10 protein-coding genes are annotated in these 13,819 nt (G+C 66.1%); 3 read left to right on the plus strand and 7 right to left on the minus strand.

Going from position 1 to position 13,819, the window contains the following annotated elements:
* Positions 1 to 14: 14 nt before the first annotated feature.
* The 6 genes from AC1DYS_RS22610 to smc all read right to left on the minus strand — a co-directional run bounded on the left by AC1DYS_RS22610 (position 15) and on the right by smc (position 10,077).
* Complete coding sequence (locus AC1DYS_RS22610) at positions 15 to 1,613, minus strand: ABC transporter substrate-binding protein (RefSeq protein ID WP_477903328.1); 1,599 nt, start codon at positions 1,611 to 1,613, stop codon at positions 15 to 17.
* A 251-nt stretch (positions 1,614 to 1,864) separates the two neighbouring features.
* Positions 1,865 to 2,446: a hypothetical protein gene (locus tag AC1DYS_RS22615; RefSeq protein WP_477903330.1), complete on the minus strand. Its 582-nt coding sequence runs from the start codon at positions 2,444 to 2,446 to the stop codon at positions 1,865 to 1,867.
* 45 nt (positions 2,447 to 2,491) lie between these two features.
* Positions 2,492 to 3,196, minus strand: a complete 705-nt coding sequence (locus tag AC1DYS_RS22620; RefSeq protein WP_477903332.1) for a J domain-containing protein — start codon at positions 3,194 to 3,196, stop codon at positions 2,492 to 2,494.
* Positions 3,197 to 3,341: 145 nt separating this feature from the next.
* Complete coding sequence (ligA, locus tag AC1DYS_RS22625) at positions 3,342 to 5,417, minus strand: NAD-dependent DNA ligase LigA (RefSeq protein WP_477903334.1); 2,076 nt, start codon at positions 5,415 to 5,417, stop codon at positions 3,342 to 3,344.
* Between the two features lie 48 nt (positions 5,418 to 5,465).
* Positions 5,466 to 6,521: a cell division protein FtsZ gene (locus AC1DYS_RS22630; RefSeq protein WP_477903336.1), complete on the minus strand. Its 1,056-nt coding sequence runs from the start codon at positions 6,519 to 6,521 to the stop codon at positions 5,466 to 5,468.
* A 40-nt stretch (positions 6,522 to 6,561) separates the two neighbouring features.
* Complete coding sequence (gene smc, locus AC1DYS_RS22635; RefSeq protein WP_477903338.1) at positions 6,562 to 10,077, minus strand: chromosome segregation protein SMC; 3,516 nt, start codon at positions 10,075 to 10,077, stop codon at positions 6,562 to 6,564.
* A 251-nt stretch (positions 10,078 to 10,328) separates the two neighbouring features.
* Between smc and AC1DYS_RS22640 the strand changes: the two genes are divergently transcribed.
* On the plus strand, positions 10,329 to 11,141 hold the full coding sequence (locus AC1DYS_RS22640) for an SGNH/GDSL hydrolase family protein (RefSeq protein WP_477903340.1): 813 nt from the start codon (positions 10,329 to 10,331) through the stop codon (positions 11,139 to 11,141).
* Here AC1DYS_RS22640 and opgC read toward each other — a convergent pair.
* Positions 11,086 to 12,219, minus strand: coding sequence for an OpgC domain-containing protein (opgC, locus tag AC1DYS_RS22645; protein WP_477903342.1), 1,134 nt, complete (start codon positions 12,217 to 12,219; stop codon positions 11,086 to 11,088). The two genes, AC1DYS_RS22640 and opgC, sit on opposite strands and share 56 nt — an antisense overlap.
* 150 nt (positions 12,220 to 12,369) lie before the next feature.
* Between opgC and queF the strand changes: the two genes are divergently transcribed.
* Both queF and AC1DYS_RS22655 read left to right on the plus strand, forming a co-directional pair.
* Positions 12,370 to 12,807, plus strand: a complete 438-nt coding sequence (queF, locus tag AC1DYS_RS22650) for a preQ(1) synthase (RefSeq protein WP_477903802.1) — start codon at positions 12,370 to 12,372, stop codon at positions 12,805 to 12,807.
* A 31-nt stretch (positions 12,808 to 12,838) separates the two neighbouring features.
* Positions 12,839 to 13,816, plus strand: a complete 978-nt coding sequence (locus AC1DYS_RS22655) for a DUF72 domain-containing protein (protein WP_477903344.1) — start codon at positions 12,839 to 12,841, stop codon at positions 13,814 to 13,816.
* Positions 13,817 to 13,819 lie beyond the last annotated feature (3 nt).

Below are 13,819 nucleotides of genomic sequence, written 5' to 3' on the forward strand. Positions count from 1 at the left end.
AAATGGGTTCAGGTTCAGCGTGGCAGGCCGAGGGAGGCGCGGAAGGCGCTGCGCTGCGCCTGGCGTCCAAGCCGAACCGTGATCTCCTCGAAGTCGACCGATGCCGATGTGAGCGCGGCCTGGGGTGTCAGTTGCCCGCTCGCCGCCGCAGCCAGGCGCAGGTCCAGCGACTGCCAGTAACTGAACGCACCGGGAATCCGAAGGTACGGCAACTGCAGCGGGTTGCTGAACGTGTCGTCGTAGGCTTGCAGGAAGTCGCGCACGTCAGCGCCGTCCCACCCGGCCTTGAGGTAGTCGTCGAGCTTGCCGGTGCCTTTGGGCGGCAGCAGGTGGTAGCGGCGCCCGGGGTCGATGCCGTCCCAGCCGCGCGCAGCGTACACGCGCGACTTGGGCTCCGAGGCCATCAACGCGAGCAGGTAGTAGGTGGCGGCCGGGGCCTTCGAGAATCGGGAGATCACACCCGCCCACGACCCGCCAGTGTTGTTGCCCACACGATTGGGCTGCTCCGTCTTCACCCATTTCTGCCGGGCCGCATCGTAGTACTCGAGCGTGCCCGGTAGCTGAGCCGAGCCGACCTTGCCACGCACCTTGCTGCCTGGCTGCTGCGCCAACGCGCCAAGGTCGCCCCAGGTAAGCGTGAGCGCAGCGCGGCCGGAGAGGAAATAGTCCCAGCCACGGCCGAGATCCCAGTTGAGCATTTCCTTCGGCCCGAACTGCACCAGATCCACCAGCGTGGTCAGGGCCCGCACGTGGCCCGGGCCGTCCAGCAAGGGCTTCATGGTGTGCGGGTCGAACCAGTACGACTTTGGGTTCTCTGGGCCGATCACGAAGGGCGCCGAGAGCGACATGAAATGGAACATGCCCTGCGCGCCAGCCCGCAGCGGCAGCAGCACGCCGTGGTCCGGCTCGCCGTCGCCGTTGATGTCCTTGCCGTTGAAGTACTCAGCCACGTCGCGGAACTGCTTCCAGGTGGCAGGCACTGCCATCGCGTAGCCATAGGTTTTCTGGAAGGCGGCGCGGTGCTTCGGGTCGGCCAGCAGATCGCGGCGGTAGTACATCACCTGGCCGTCGTGGTCGTTGGCGACCATGTATTTGTGGCCGGCGAATTCGAGCAGGCTGCGCGGCGCCGGCAGCACCTGGTCAATGTCCCACGCCGGGAAGCGCGGATCCTTGTAGTAGCGGTCGTAGGGGAGGATGTAGTTGCTGCCAACGAGTTCGCCGATCCACCAGGCGCCAGCGATGCAGGCGTCATACCGGCCGGTGCCGTTGCTCAGGTCCGCTATCAGGTTGGCGAACACCTCCTCGTGCGGCACCTGCACCACCTCGAGCGTGGCGCCGGTGGCCGCCTCGTACTCCTGCTTCAACTCCAGCAAGGGCGTGCCGATCGCCTGGCCGTCGACAACCAACACCGTCACATGCTGGCCGGCAAACGGGCAATGGCCCGGCTTGCAAGGTGGCACCACACGCGGCGGCAACAGATCACTGGGGCGCACGACCGTCGTGTCAGAACCCTTCAGCTTGGCGGGTGGATCGGCTGCTTGTGCCAGGCCTGCAACGAACAGACTCGTTGCGAGTGCCGATACGGCCCGCACTGACCCCTGGTTCCGACCCATGTTCGTCTCCTCAACGCTCGCTGAGCAATCGGGCATGCTCCCTTCGGGCTTGGGGCAACGCTGAACAAGTCCTTCCTATTCAGCGTCGCCTTCGGCTTGCCTCGTTGGACGGTCACGATCTTGCGCCTTCGGCTGCCGATCTTGCGGCTGGCGAAGGCGTTTCCAGGGTAAACGAGAGGGTGGTGCTCCTCTGTCGCGGCGCAGCACGCCGGCGCGTCCATGGGCACGGCCGCGAGGCCGTGGCGCAACCGCTACGGCTGGAGGTTGCTGATCTCGGCGATCCGGATCTCGTCGCCTTCGAGCACCATGCTGACCCGCTCGAGCGTTTCGGCATTGGTCGCACGGCGCAACACGTCGACGCGCTCGACCTTGCGGCACTGCAAGCGCAAGGTCTGCGACAAGGGGTCCGGCTTCGCATCGGTGCATTGGCGATCGAGCTGGTAGCGTTTAGACGCCTGCACAGTGCGCGTGATCGCGTCCATGAAATCGTCACGGCCGACTTCGGTGCGACCGCGCTTGTCCACCACCTTCGACTTGAAGTTCTTCGACAGCAGCCGGCCGGCCGAGGCCATGTCTCGTTCGTTGATGGCGCCGTCGAAGCGAAGCAGCGTTTCTTCGGCACCCGCGATCGTGAGCTCCGCAGACTTGACTGCCACCCATTTGACGGACGGCGCCTTGGTCTCGCAAGGCCGGTCCTGGAAGCTGGTCTTGCCTGCCGCGTTGGTGCAGGCCCAGGTGGCATGTGCGCTGATGGGAAGGCTGGCCATCGCAGCGATCAAGCCGAAGCCCGCTGCGCGGTGGAGGGTGACGAATGGGGAAACGATGCGGCTCATGGTGAAACCCTCGGCAAGAACTTCAGCAAACGATCGGCGGGAATGTCAGCGGTTGCAGCTCAGGCGCTTGCCCTCGCCACGGTGGATCACCAGGCGTTGCGGCGAAAGCTCTTCGATGGCGAAACCGTTGGACTGCTCCGCGTCGCGAAACGTCAGCGCGGCCCCGTTGACGATGTAGTCCCCACGCAGCTGCTGACCCTCCACCTGCCCTGTGTAGCCCCCGTCGGATGCGAAGTTCAGGTCCAGTCCATTGCCGGTCAGCGGACCTTTGCAATGCCACGTGCCGAGCAGCAGTTTGTCGGTTGCCACCTCGGCCCCCGCCGCGCTGGCGGCTGCAGGCGCGGCGTTCGGCTCCGCGGTCGCCGCAGGCGTCGCACGAGCCACCGGCACGGCGGCGGAGCTCGCCGATTTTTCAGGGCTCCTCGTGAACCACCAGCCACCCACCAGCAGCACCACCACTGCCACGACCACCAAGGGGGTCTTGCTGCGGCCCGAAGGCTCGTCGTCCTCATCAACGGACTCGACCGAGGCACGCGCGCGTCGGCGCAACGACTGGTCGTAGGCGGCCCGTCGCCGCGAGTCGGCGAGGATGCGGTAGGCCTCTTTTAAGGCCACGCGCTCGGCCGCGTCGAGCGCACCTTCTGCGGCACCCAGGAGCCCCTCGTGGGCGATCTGGATGTCGACAAGATTCGCATCGGGCTTCACGCCCAGGATCTCGTACAAGGTTTTCTTGTTCGAGCTATCCGTCATGCGCCACCCGGATTCAATTCAGCATGTGCCCTCACACCCGCTCCTCATGTTCGCGATGCTGTCTGCGCGCCGCGTTTCAATGGGTTACGAGTCTATTGCAGGATCGCCCCGCGACGACGCCGGCCGTGTCTCGTTTCGCGACCGTTCATCCGCTGACGGGCAGCAAGGCGCGCAGGCCTGCTTCGTCGATCACCTCGACGCCGAGTTCACGTGCCTTGTCGAGCTTGCTGCCGGCTTCTTCGCCGGCCACCACGTAGGTCGTCTTCTTGGACACCGAGCCCGAGACCTTGCCGCCCGCGGCTTCGATCATCTCCTTGGCTTCGTCGCGTGTGAGCACAGGCAACGTGCCGGTCAGCACGAAGGTCTTGCCGGCCATCGGCTTGGGGCTCAGGTCGCCGGCGCCCTCGTTCTCGTCCCAGTGGATACCGACGGCGCGCAGCTGCTCCACCACTTCGCGGTTGTGCGGCTGCTCGAAGAAGGTGTGGATACTCTCCGCGACGATCGGGCCGACGTCGTTCACGTCGAGCAGTTGCTCGACGCTCGCGTCCATGATGCGGTCGAGCGAGCCGAAGTGCTTGGCCAGGTCCTTGGCCGTGGTCTCGCCGATCTGGCGGATGCCGAGCGAATACAAGAAGCGCGCAAGCGTCGTGCGCTTGCTCTTCTCCAGGCCGGCCAAGAGGTTTTGCGCGCTCTTCTCGCCCATGCGGTCGAGCGCGGTGAGGTTCGCCAGGCCGAGCTTGTAGAGGTCGGGCAAGGTGTGGATGACCTTGGACTCGATCAGTTGGTCGACGAGCTTGTCGCCCAGCCCTTCCACGTCCATCGCCCGCCGCCCGGCGAAATGCAGGATGGCCTGCTTGCGCTGCGCAGGGCAGAAGAGCCCGCCGGTGCAGCGCCAGTCGGCGCCTCCTTCTTCGCGCGCGATGTCGCTGCTGCAGATGGGGCACTTGCCCTTGAGCTTCTTGTAGAGGTCGAAGGGCTCGCTGACATCGGCAGCGCGTTTCTCCAGCACCACGCTCACCACCTCGGGGATCACATCGCCCGCGCGGCGCACGACCACCGTGTCACCGATGCGCACGTCCTTGCGCCGCGTCTCGTCTTCGTTGTGCAGCGTGGCGTTGCTCACCGTGGTGCCACCCACGAACACCGGTTCCAGCTTGGCCACCGGCGTGAGCTTGCCGGTGCGGCCGACCTGGATGTCGATGTCGCGCACGACCGTCATCTGCTCTTGCGCCGGGTACTTGTGCGCCACCGCCCAGCGTGGCTCGCGCGAGACGAAACCGAGCCTCTTCTGCAGCTCGCGCGAGTTGACCTTGTAGACCACGCCGTCGATGTCGAACGGAAAGCTGTCGCGCTTCTCACCCATGGCCTTGTGGAAGGCGACCAGTCCTTCGGCCCCCTGCGTGACCACGCGGTCGGGGCTCACCGGCAGGCCGAACACCGCCAGCGCGTCGAGCAAGCCGCTGTGCGTTGGCGGGATCTCCCAGCCCTGCACGTCGCCCAGCCCGTACGCAAAGAAACTCAGCGGCCGCCTGCGAGACAGTGCCGGGTCGAGCTGACGCACCGCACCCGCCGCCGCGTTGCGCGGGTTGACGAAGGTCTTCTCGTTCTTCGCCCCTTTGGCGATCAGCTCGCGCTGGCGTTCGTTGACAGCTTCGAAGTCGTCGCGGCGCATGTACACCTCGCCGCGCACCTCGATCACCGGCGCCTTCATGCCTTTCAGACGCAGCGGAATCTGATTGATGACGCGGATGTTCTGCGTCACGTCTTCACCCTTCTCGCCGTCGCCGCGCGTGGCAGCCTGCACCAGCACCCCACCCTCGTAGCGCAGGTTGATGGCGAGGCCATCGAACTTCAGCTCCGCCGCGTATTCCACCGGCGGATCGGCCTCCGTCAACGCCAGCTCGCGCCGCACCCGCGCATCGAAGGCGGCCGCGCCGGTGGACTCGGTGTTGGTCTCGGTGCGGATGCTCAGCATCGGCACCGTGTGGTGAACCACCGCAAAACCATCGAGCACCTTGCCGATCACCCGCTGCGTGGGCGAGTCAGACGTCAACAGCTCGGGGTGTTCAGCCTCTAGCGCCTGCAGCTCCTGGAAGAGCTTGTCGTACTCGGCATCAGGCAGGCTCGGCTCATCGAGCACGTAGTACAGGTGAGCGTGGTGGTGGAGTTGTTCGCGCAACTCGGCGGCGCGGTTCTCGGGAGATTTGGCAGGCGAGGTCATGCGCCGATTTTGCGACAAGCGCCGGGTCTGCCGGCCTTGCTTCGGGCGTTAGCTGAACAGACGCCGCGCTGCAGCAGAGCCGGCCGACAAGTCCCGCCCAGACAGCGCGTCGTAGAGCTGGCTCAGCTCGTTGCCGATGGCTGCAAAGCCTTCAGGGCTGAGCGGCTGGCCGTTGTCGTCGACGATCACTGCATCCATGCCGAGCGACAGCGCCTGCGCGCTGGCCTGCCAGGCGACGAAAGGCTCGGCGGCCGGGTCGGTCTGCGGCACGTCGAAGCTCAACGTCACGTCTCGCACGGCGGCGCGGTTCGGGTCATCTGCCAAAGCGGCTTGCGAGTCGAAGGTGAGCGTGAGCACGGGCGGTGCGCCCTCTTCTGCAGACGGCAGCACCAGCCGGCCGGGCAGCACGCCCGGCACGAAACCGTGGCGGGCGGCGTGCTGGTGGATGTAGCCCACGCTCCACGCCGCAGACCGCGCCTGCAGGTGCACGGCGAGTTGCGCGTCGCACTGGCTGGCGAAGGCGTCGAGCTCACGCGCGCGGCCTGCCGCGTCGAGCATGTCGGGAAAGTCGGCCATCGCGCCGATGGCTTCAGCAAACGGCTCGATCTTCTGCACGAACTCGGAGTACTCGATCTGGTTGAGCGCCCCCGTGCGGTTGGCGAGTTGCACGCCAGCCTGCAGCTCGCTGTAGAGCTGGCCCGGCAGAGGCGCTTCCCATTCGCCGCTTTCAGCGTTCATGCCTTCGATGAGGAAGGGCTTGCTGCCGGCACGGCGAGTGGTCGGCTGGTGACCGAGAACCATCTCACCGCTGACCGGGGATTCGACAGTGAGCGAGGCGATGGCATCGATCAGCGCGTCGATGCGCAGGCTGGCTTTGCGCGGGACGACGGGCAGCGGCGGCGCGGGTTCGTCTTCAGTGGGCGCAGGTTCGATACGCTCTGCGTCATCGAATGTGGGCTCTTGCAGCACCGGCTCGCGGGCCTCCATGACCTGCTCTTCCGGCCGCTTGGGGCCGGCCTTGCGCGCCTGCCACGCACCGTGCGCCACCACGCCGGCGAGTACTACGCCCCCGACACACGCCAGCGCGATGGTCAGGCTGCTCACGGCCTGCTCCCGTCGACGCAGGCGCTCTGGGGGTGGCCCGTCATGCGGCTTCGGCCAGGCTGACCGCGGCTTCCATGTCGACCGCCACGATGCGCGACACGCCCTGCTCCTGCATGGTCACGCCGATCAACTGCTCGGCCATTTCCATAGCGATCTTGTTGTGGCTGATGAAGAGGAACTGCGTGCCCTTGCTCATTTCCTTCACCAGCTTGGCGTAGCGCTCGGTGTTGGCGTCGTCGAGCGGCGCGTCCACTTCGTCCAGCAGGCAGAACGGTGCCGGGTTGAGCTGGAAGATCGCGAACACCAGCGCAATGGCGGTGAGCGCCTTCTCGCCACCCGACAGCAGGTGGATCGTGCTGTTCTTCTTGCCCGGCGGCTGTGCCATCACCTGCACGCCGGCGTCGAGGATCTCGTCGCCCGTCATCATGAGCTTGGCCTGCCCGCCGCCGAAGAGGCTCGGGAACATGCGACCGAAATGCTCGTTGACCTGGTTGAAGGTGGTGCCCAGCAGATCGCGCGTTTCGAGGTCGATCTTGTGGATGGCGCCTTCGAGCGTGGTGATGGCCTCGTTCAGATCGGCGTTCTGCGCATCAAGGAAGGTCTTGCGCTCGCGCGACGCGGTCAGCTCGTCCAGCGCGGCCAGGTTCACGGCCCCCAGTGCGTTGATCTCGCGGTTGATGCGGTCGATCTCGCCTTGCAGGCCGTAGAGCTTGACGTTGTTGTCGGCAATGTTCTGGGCCAGTGCCTCGAGGTTGACCTCGGCGGCGGTCAGCTGCTCCATGAACTGCGCGCCACCGAGTTGCGCGGCCTGCTCTTCGAGTTGCAGCTTGGTGATGCGGTCACGCAGCGGCTGCAGGCTTTGCTCGTGCTGCAGGCGCTGCTCGTCGGCACGGCGCAGGCGCATGGTCAGGTCGTCGTACTCGCTGCGCTTGGCACCGAGCGCTGCCTCGCGGTCGAGCTTCAGCGCCAGTGCGGCTTCGAGGCCAACCTGGGCCGATGCATCGGTCAGGCGCTCCAGCTCTTCCTTCAGCGTCACGGCCGATTGCTCGTTGCTCGCCGCCTGCTGCACCGCGGTCTCGATGCTGCGCTGCAGCTCGCCACGGCGCGCCGCGAGCGAACGCGACGAGAACTGCGCCTCTTGCGCTTGCCGCTCGAGCGCCCTCAGTTGCTCGCGCGCTTCGGTCAGCTTGCGCTCGGCGGTGATGACGGCTTCGTCGAGCTCGGCATGGCGCTCCTGCGTCGTCGCCAGCTGCATGTCCAACTCTTCGAATCGGGCCTCGCCGGTGGCGCGGCGCTCGTTGAGCTCTTCGAGTTGCGCGTCGACCTCGGCCAGCTCGCTGTCGAGCTGGTTGCGCCGCGAGCTGGTCTGCTCGGCGAGCTGCGACAGGCGCAGCAACTCCACCTGCAGCTGATGCGCGCGTGTCTGCGTCTCGCCGGCTTCGCGGCGCGCGGCGATCAGGCGCTGCGAGGCCTCGGTGTAGGCCGCTTCGGCGCGGATCAGACTGCTGCGCGTCTCTTCAGCGATCAGCGCCTGGGCGCGCAGCTGGCGTTCCAGGTTCTCGATTTCCTGCGCGCGGGCCAGCATGCCGGCCTGCTCGGAATCGGGGGCATAGAAGGCCACCGCGAACTGGCTCACGGCGTGGCCTTCACGGGTCATGATCACTTCGCCATGCGTGAGCTTCGAGCGCGCGGCCAGCGCCTCGTCGATGTTCGCGGCGGTGTAGACGCCCTCGAGCCAGTCGTTGAGCAAGGCCTTGAGGCCCGCATCGCCCAGGCGCAGCAAGTCGCTCAGGCGCGGCAGGGTCTGGTGCGTGTTGGCAATGGCAGCCCGAGGCGGCGTGTAGAAGGCCAGCTTGGCGGGAGGCGCGTCGGTGGCGAAGGCACGCACGGTCTCGATGCGGCCCACTTCGAGCGCATTGATGCGCTCGCGCAGCGCGGATTCGAGCGCCGTTTCCCAGCCCGACTCGATATGGATCTTGGTCCACAGCCCTTGCAGGCCTTCGAGGCCATGCTTCGCGAGCCAAGGCTTGAGCTTGCCTTCGGTCTGCACTTTTTCTTGCAACGCGCGCAAGGCATCGAGCCGCGCACTCAGGTCGGCCTGCTTGCCACCTTCGGTGTTGAGCTGTTCCTGCTTGGCGCGGCGGTCTTCATCGAGGGCCGGCACCTGCTCGTTCAGCTCGTGCAGGCGCGCATCGGCGACCGTCTGCGCTTCTTCGGCAACCGCGTACTGCGTCTTCAGCTCGGCGAGCCGGTCCATGTCGGGCGCGGCGAGCTGGCGGCGTTCGGCATCGAGCCGCTCTCGCCGGCCGTTGAACTGCTTGCGCTGCTCGTCGAGGTTGCGGCTTTCGGCAGCCAGCACCTGGATCTGCTGCTGCACGCTGGCGACCACGGTGCGCTGCTCGTTGCTGCGGTTCTGCGCGGCGCGAACTGCGTCTTCCACCGTCGGCAGGTTGCCTGCCTGTTCTTCGGCCTGCGCCGCCAGCACTTCGCTCTGCTCGTCGGCCGCAGCAATCTGCTCGGCGATCTGCTCCAGCTCGTCTTGCGCCTCGGTCTGGCGTTCCTGCCACTGCTCGGTCTGCGACTTCAGCTCGACCAGGCGCTGCTCGACGCGCTGCCTGCCTTCGACGACGTAGCGGATGCGCTCTTCAAGCCGGCTCACTTCGAGCGCAGCTTCGGCCAGCGAGCCTTGCGCCGTGTGCAGTTCGTCGCTTGCGGCGTAGTGCGCCTGGCGGATGGTCTCGAGCTCGGCTTCGCCATGGCGCAGTTCGGCCATGCGTTCTTCGAAGGCGTTGGTCGCGGCCATCACCTCGTTCTTCACGCGCTCTTGTTCGCTGGCCGCGTCGCGGTGCTTGAGGAACCACAGCTGATGCAGCTTCAGCGTGCCCGATTCCTGCAGGCCGCGGTACTGGCTGGCCACCTCGGCCTGCTTCTCCAGCTTGTCGAGGTTGCTGTTGAGCTCGCGAAGAATGTCTTCGACGCGCGTGAGGTTCTCGCGCGTGTCCTTCAGCCTGTTCTCGGTCTCGCGGCGGCGCTCCTTGTACTTGGAGACGCCGGCTGCCTCTTCGAGGAACATGCGCAGCTCTTCGGGCTTGCTCTCGATGATGCGGCTGATGGTGCCCTGGCCGATGATGGCGTAGGCGCGCGGGCCGAGGCCGGTGCCGAGGAAAACGTCTTGCACGTCACGGCGGCGCACCGGTTGGTTGTTGATGAAGTAGCTGCTGGTGCCGTCGCGCGTGAGCGTGCGCTTGACGGCGATCTCGGTAAACTGGTTCCACTGCCCGCCGGCGCGCGCGTCTTCGTTGCTGAACACGAGTTCGACGCTCGCACGGCTTGCGCCCTTGCGATTGCCCGAGCCGCTGAAGATTACGTCCTGCATCGACTCGCCGCGCAACTCGCTGGCCTTGGATTCGCCGAGCACCCAGCGCACGGCATCCATGATGTTGGACTTGCCGCAACCATTGGGTCCGACCACCCCGACCAGCTGGCCAGGCAGCTGGAAATTCGTGGGTTCGGCGAACGATTTGAAGCCGGAGAGTTTGATGGAATTGAGGCGCATGGAAGAAGTGGCGTGGGACCGCGGTCCGTTGCACATTCAGCAGGACTTGCGGCAACGCTAAGTCCTTGATTTTTTTAGGAAAACCCGCGCATTGCGAAGGAGCCGAGCGGGCCGGATGATAGCACCGGCACCCAAGGCAGCCATGGGTGGCAGACCCCATGGCAGCAGGGCGGGATTCATGGGGAACTTCGGGCGCTGACAGGGTTCGCAACAGAGGTGCAGCCACGGCTGCGTGTTTGAAGGGAGCCTGGATGTTGAAGCGTTCCGCATGGATTGGATTGGGCCTTCTCGGCGCATGGTTGACGGCGCATGGCCAACCGGTCACCGCCGCACGCCCCACGACGCAAACCGTCGCCAGCCGGTGGCAGAGCAGTCTCGATGACTTTGCTGCATCCGACCGGCTGAAAGCCCCACCCACCGGCGGCGTGCTGTTCGTAGGGAGTTCGTCGATCCGGCTGTGGGACGGCCTGGAAACAGGCTTTGGCGACGCTTCCACCATCATCAAGCGGGGTTTCGGCGGCTCACGCCTCTCTGACTGCGCGTCGCTGATCGACAAGCTGGTCACGCCCTACCAGCCACGCATCGTGGTGGTCTATGCCGGCGACAACGATCTGGCAGAAGGCGCGCAGCCCGAAGAGGTGGCGGCTCAATTCGAGCGCTTCGTCACTGGTGTGCGGGAAGCCTTGCCGCAGACCCGCGTCGCCTACGTGTCGATCAAGCCGAGCCCGGCGCGGGCTCACCTTCAGCAACGGGTGCAAGCGACCAACGCGTTGATCCAGGCGTACACCGAACGCACGGATAACACCGACTTCATCGACATCTACACGCCCATGCTCGGCGCGGACGGGCTCGCCCGCAAGGAGCTTTTCAGCGGCGACTCGCTTCACCTCAACGCCGACGGCTACGCGCTGTGGCGCCAGGTGATCGCCAAGCACCTGGCGCCCTCTGCAGCGCCGGCCACCGCTTCGGGCAACAAGGGCGGAACGACAACCGTCAGCACGCTTCAGGTCAAGCCGGCCGTGCATGCGCCGACGACGCCCGCCGACGCGAAGGCCAACGACTGACCCAGGCCACGGCGTATAAGGCCGCGAAGGTCACGCCCATCAGCGCACCGTCGACCCAGATCGGCCGCTCCGGAACGGCCGCTCCGATGATCGCCAGCGCGAGCAAGGTCGCGACCAGGTGCGCGCAAAACACGGGCAACGACGCCTGGCCCAGCAGCTCAAGCGCTGGCACCCCGTTCAGCCGTGCGATCCAGCGCGGGCCGAAATGCATCACGACCACGATCAGGGCCAACAGGTTGATCAGCCGCAGGCTGCCGAGGTCCCATTTGTCGAAGAGTGCACCGAGCGTCGAGGCATCCGTCGCCGGGAGCTGGCCCATGGCGTGGCGCGCGATGAGGCAAGTCAGCGCATAGCCCACTGCCACCGCCACCATCCAGGGCGGAAAGCGCCCCGCGATCGGCTGGGCCGCCGCCTGGCGCGAGCCCATCCACAGCCCGATCACCCAGAGCAGCTGCCAGGCGAGCGCACCGAAGGCGCCGGTGTCCGACACGGGCACCTTCACGCCGAACGACGTCACCAGGGTGCGGTACAGAAAAGGCCCCAGCCCGAACTGGGCACCGAACCACAGAGCCAGGCTGAGGCCGAGGATGACTCGCCAACCACGCTCGGTGTCGTGGACCATCAGCAAGGGGCTGAGCACCAGGAAAAAGATGTACAGCGGCAGGATGTCGAGCAGCGGCGGGTTGTAGACCAGCAGCATGCCGCTCACGAAGGCGGTGAGCGGCTGCTCGAAGTAGAAATTCAGCATGTCCGTCACGGCCGGCTGGTGACGCGTCACCCCGATCGCCGCGACGATGCTGAACAGGAACACCAGCAAGGCCGCCTGGCACAGGTAAATCTTCCAGGCCCTGTCGAGAAGTGCCTTCTTCATTCCAGCTTCGCCGACACGGCGGCGCTTCTGGGCATAGACCAGCCCGACCATGTAGGCCGACAGCAGCACGAACCCTTCGGCGGCCGACACGTAGCCGAACGGCTGGCTGAGTGGCGAGGCCCATCGCGTGGGCAAATGGGTGACGGTCATCAGCACGAGCATCAGCCCGCGCAGCGCATCGATCTCCCAGCGGCGGGCGGTGCTCATCGGCGCACGCTGGCAGCCGTGCCGGTGCTACGATCCCCCGCCTTCCGGCGGCGCCACGTCGCCTTTGCCCCCGCAGTCAACATGCCCAAGACAACACCCCCATCCCGCCCATCCAAGCCCAGCCGAAAAGCCGCGACCACCTCGGCCACGATGCGGCCGGTACCGGCGACTCCGCCGTCGCAGCCGTCGAAAGACCTGCAGGTCTTCCCGAACCCTGCGGCAAGCCGTGATTACGCGATTCAATTTCAGGTACCTGAGTTCACCTGCAATTGCCCACTGACCGGCCAGCCCGACTTCGCGCACTTCACGATCGACATGATTGCGGACAAGCTCTGCGTCGAGCTCAAGAGCCTGAAGATGTATTTCTGGAGCTACCGCAACGAAGGCTCGTTCCACGAGAAGGTGACCAACACCATCCTCGACGACATCGTGCGCGCCACCGACCCACGTTTCGTCCGCATCACCGCCAAGTGGTACGTGCGCGGCGGCATCTACACCAACGTGGTGGCCGAGCACCGAAAGAAGGGCTGGAAGCCACAGCCGGTGATCGACCTGCCCGCGCATTCCACCGAACGCGGCCTGCTCTAAGACTCGGCATCCCGATTGCCCCGCAAGGGGCATGACCCGCGCTGACATCCGCATCGGCATCTCCGGCTGGCGCTACACGCCGTGGCGTGGTGTGTTCTACCCCGAGAAACTGCCGCAGCGCCGCGAGCTGGAATACGCCTCGCGCATGCTGCCCACGATCGAGATCAACGGCTCGTTCTACTCGCTGCAGCGGCCCGAGTACTACGCGCAGTGGTACGAGGACACGCCGGATGACTTCGTGTTCTCGGCCAAGGGGGCCAAGTACATCACCCACAACAAGCGGCTCAAGGACATCGAGACGCCGCTGGCCAACTTCTTCGCCAGCGGCTTGTTCGAACTGAAGGAGAAGCTCGGCCCCATCCTGTGGCAGTTTCCGCCCTACCTTCCTTTCAAGCCGGAGCGCTTCGAGCCCTTCTTCGCGCAACTGCCGCACGACACGGAGCAGGCCGCCGAGCTCGCAGCACGGCACAGCGAGCGCCTGAACGGTCGGGTCAGCGTGGAACCCGATCGCAAGCGCCGCCTGCGGCATGCGGTGGAGATCCGCCACCCGAGCTTCGTCGACCCGGCCTTCGTTGCTCTGCTGCGCCGCTACCGCATCGCGCTGGTGGTGGCCGACACGGCGGGCAAGTGGCCTTTGCTCGAAGACCTGAGCGCCGATTTCGTCTACCTGAGGCTGCACGGCGACAAGGAGCTCTACGCCAGTGGCTACAGCGACGCTGCACTCGAGCGCTGGGCAGCCCGCATCCGCACCTGGAGCCAGGGCGGGCAGGTGGAGGACGCGAGCCTCGCCTCCGACAAACCGGCTCCCCCGCGAGCCTCGCGCGACATCTACGTCTACTTCGACAACGACGTGAAGGTGCATGCACCCTACGACGCCGCCACACTGATGCGCAAGCTCGGCCTCACGAGCCTCCTCGGTGAGCACGGCCAGCCGGTCTGGCCGCCCGGCTGGCAGGCCCCGCCTGTGCGCGCCAGCGCGGAAGGGTTCAGCAAGCGCGCTCCCCGATAATCG

This window comes from Rhizobacter sp. P2_G4, from assembly GCF_056403575.1.

Excerpts from the sequence above, each read along its gene's own strand:
- queF (WP_477903802.1), top strand. The coding sequence starts at position 12,370 with ATGCGGCCGGTACCGGCGACTCCGCCGTCGCAGCCGTCGAAAGACCTG.
- ligA (WP_477903334.1), bottom strand. The coding sequence starts at position 5,417 with ATGACCTCGCCTGCCAAATCTCCCGAGAACCGCGCCGCCGAGTTGCGC.
- AC1DYS_RS22620 (WP_477903332.1), bottom strand. The coding sequence starts at position 3,196 with ATGACGGATAGCTCGAACAAGAAAACCTTGTACGAGATCCTGGGCGTG.
- AC1DYS_RS22615 (WP_477903330.1), bottom strand. The coding sequence starts at position 2,446 with ATGAGCCGCATCGTTTCCCCATTCGTCACCCTCCACCGCGCAGCGGGC.
- AC1DYS_RS22640 (WP_477903340.1), top strand. The coding sequence starts at position 10,329 with ATGTTGAAGCGTTCCGCATGGATTGGATTGGGCCTTCTCGGCGCATGG.
- opgC (WP_477903342.1), bottom strand. The coding sequence starts at position 12,219 with ATGAGCACCGCCCGCCGCTGGGAGATCGATGCGCTGCGCGGGCTGATG.
- smc (WP_477903338.1), bottom strand. The coding sequence starts at position 10,077 with ATGCGCCTCAATTCCATCAAACTCTCCGGCTTCAAATCGTTCGCCGAA.
- AC1DYS_RS22655 (WP_477903344.1), top strand. The coding sequence starts at position 12,839 with ATGACCCGCGCTGACATCCGCATCGGCATCTCCGGCTGGCGCTACACG.
- AC1DYS_RS22610 (WP_477903328.1), bottom strand. The coding sequence starts at position 1,613 with ATGGGTCGGAACCAGGGGTCAGTGCGGGCCGTATCGGCACTCGCAACG.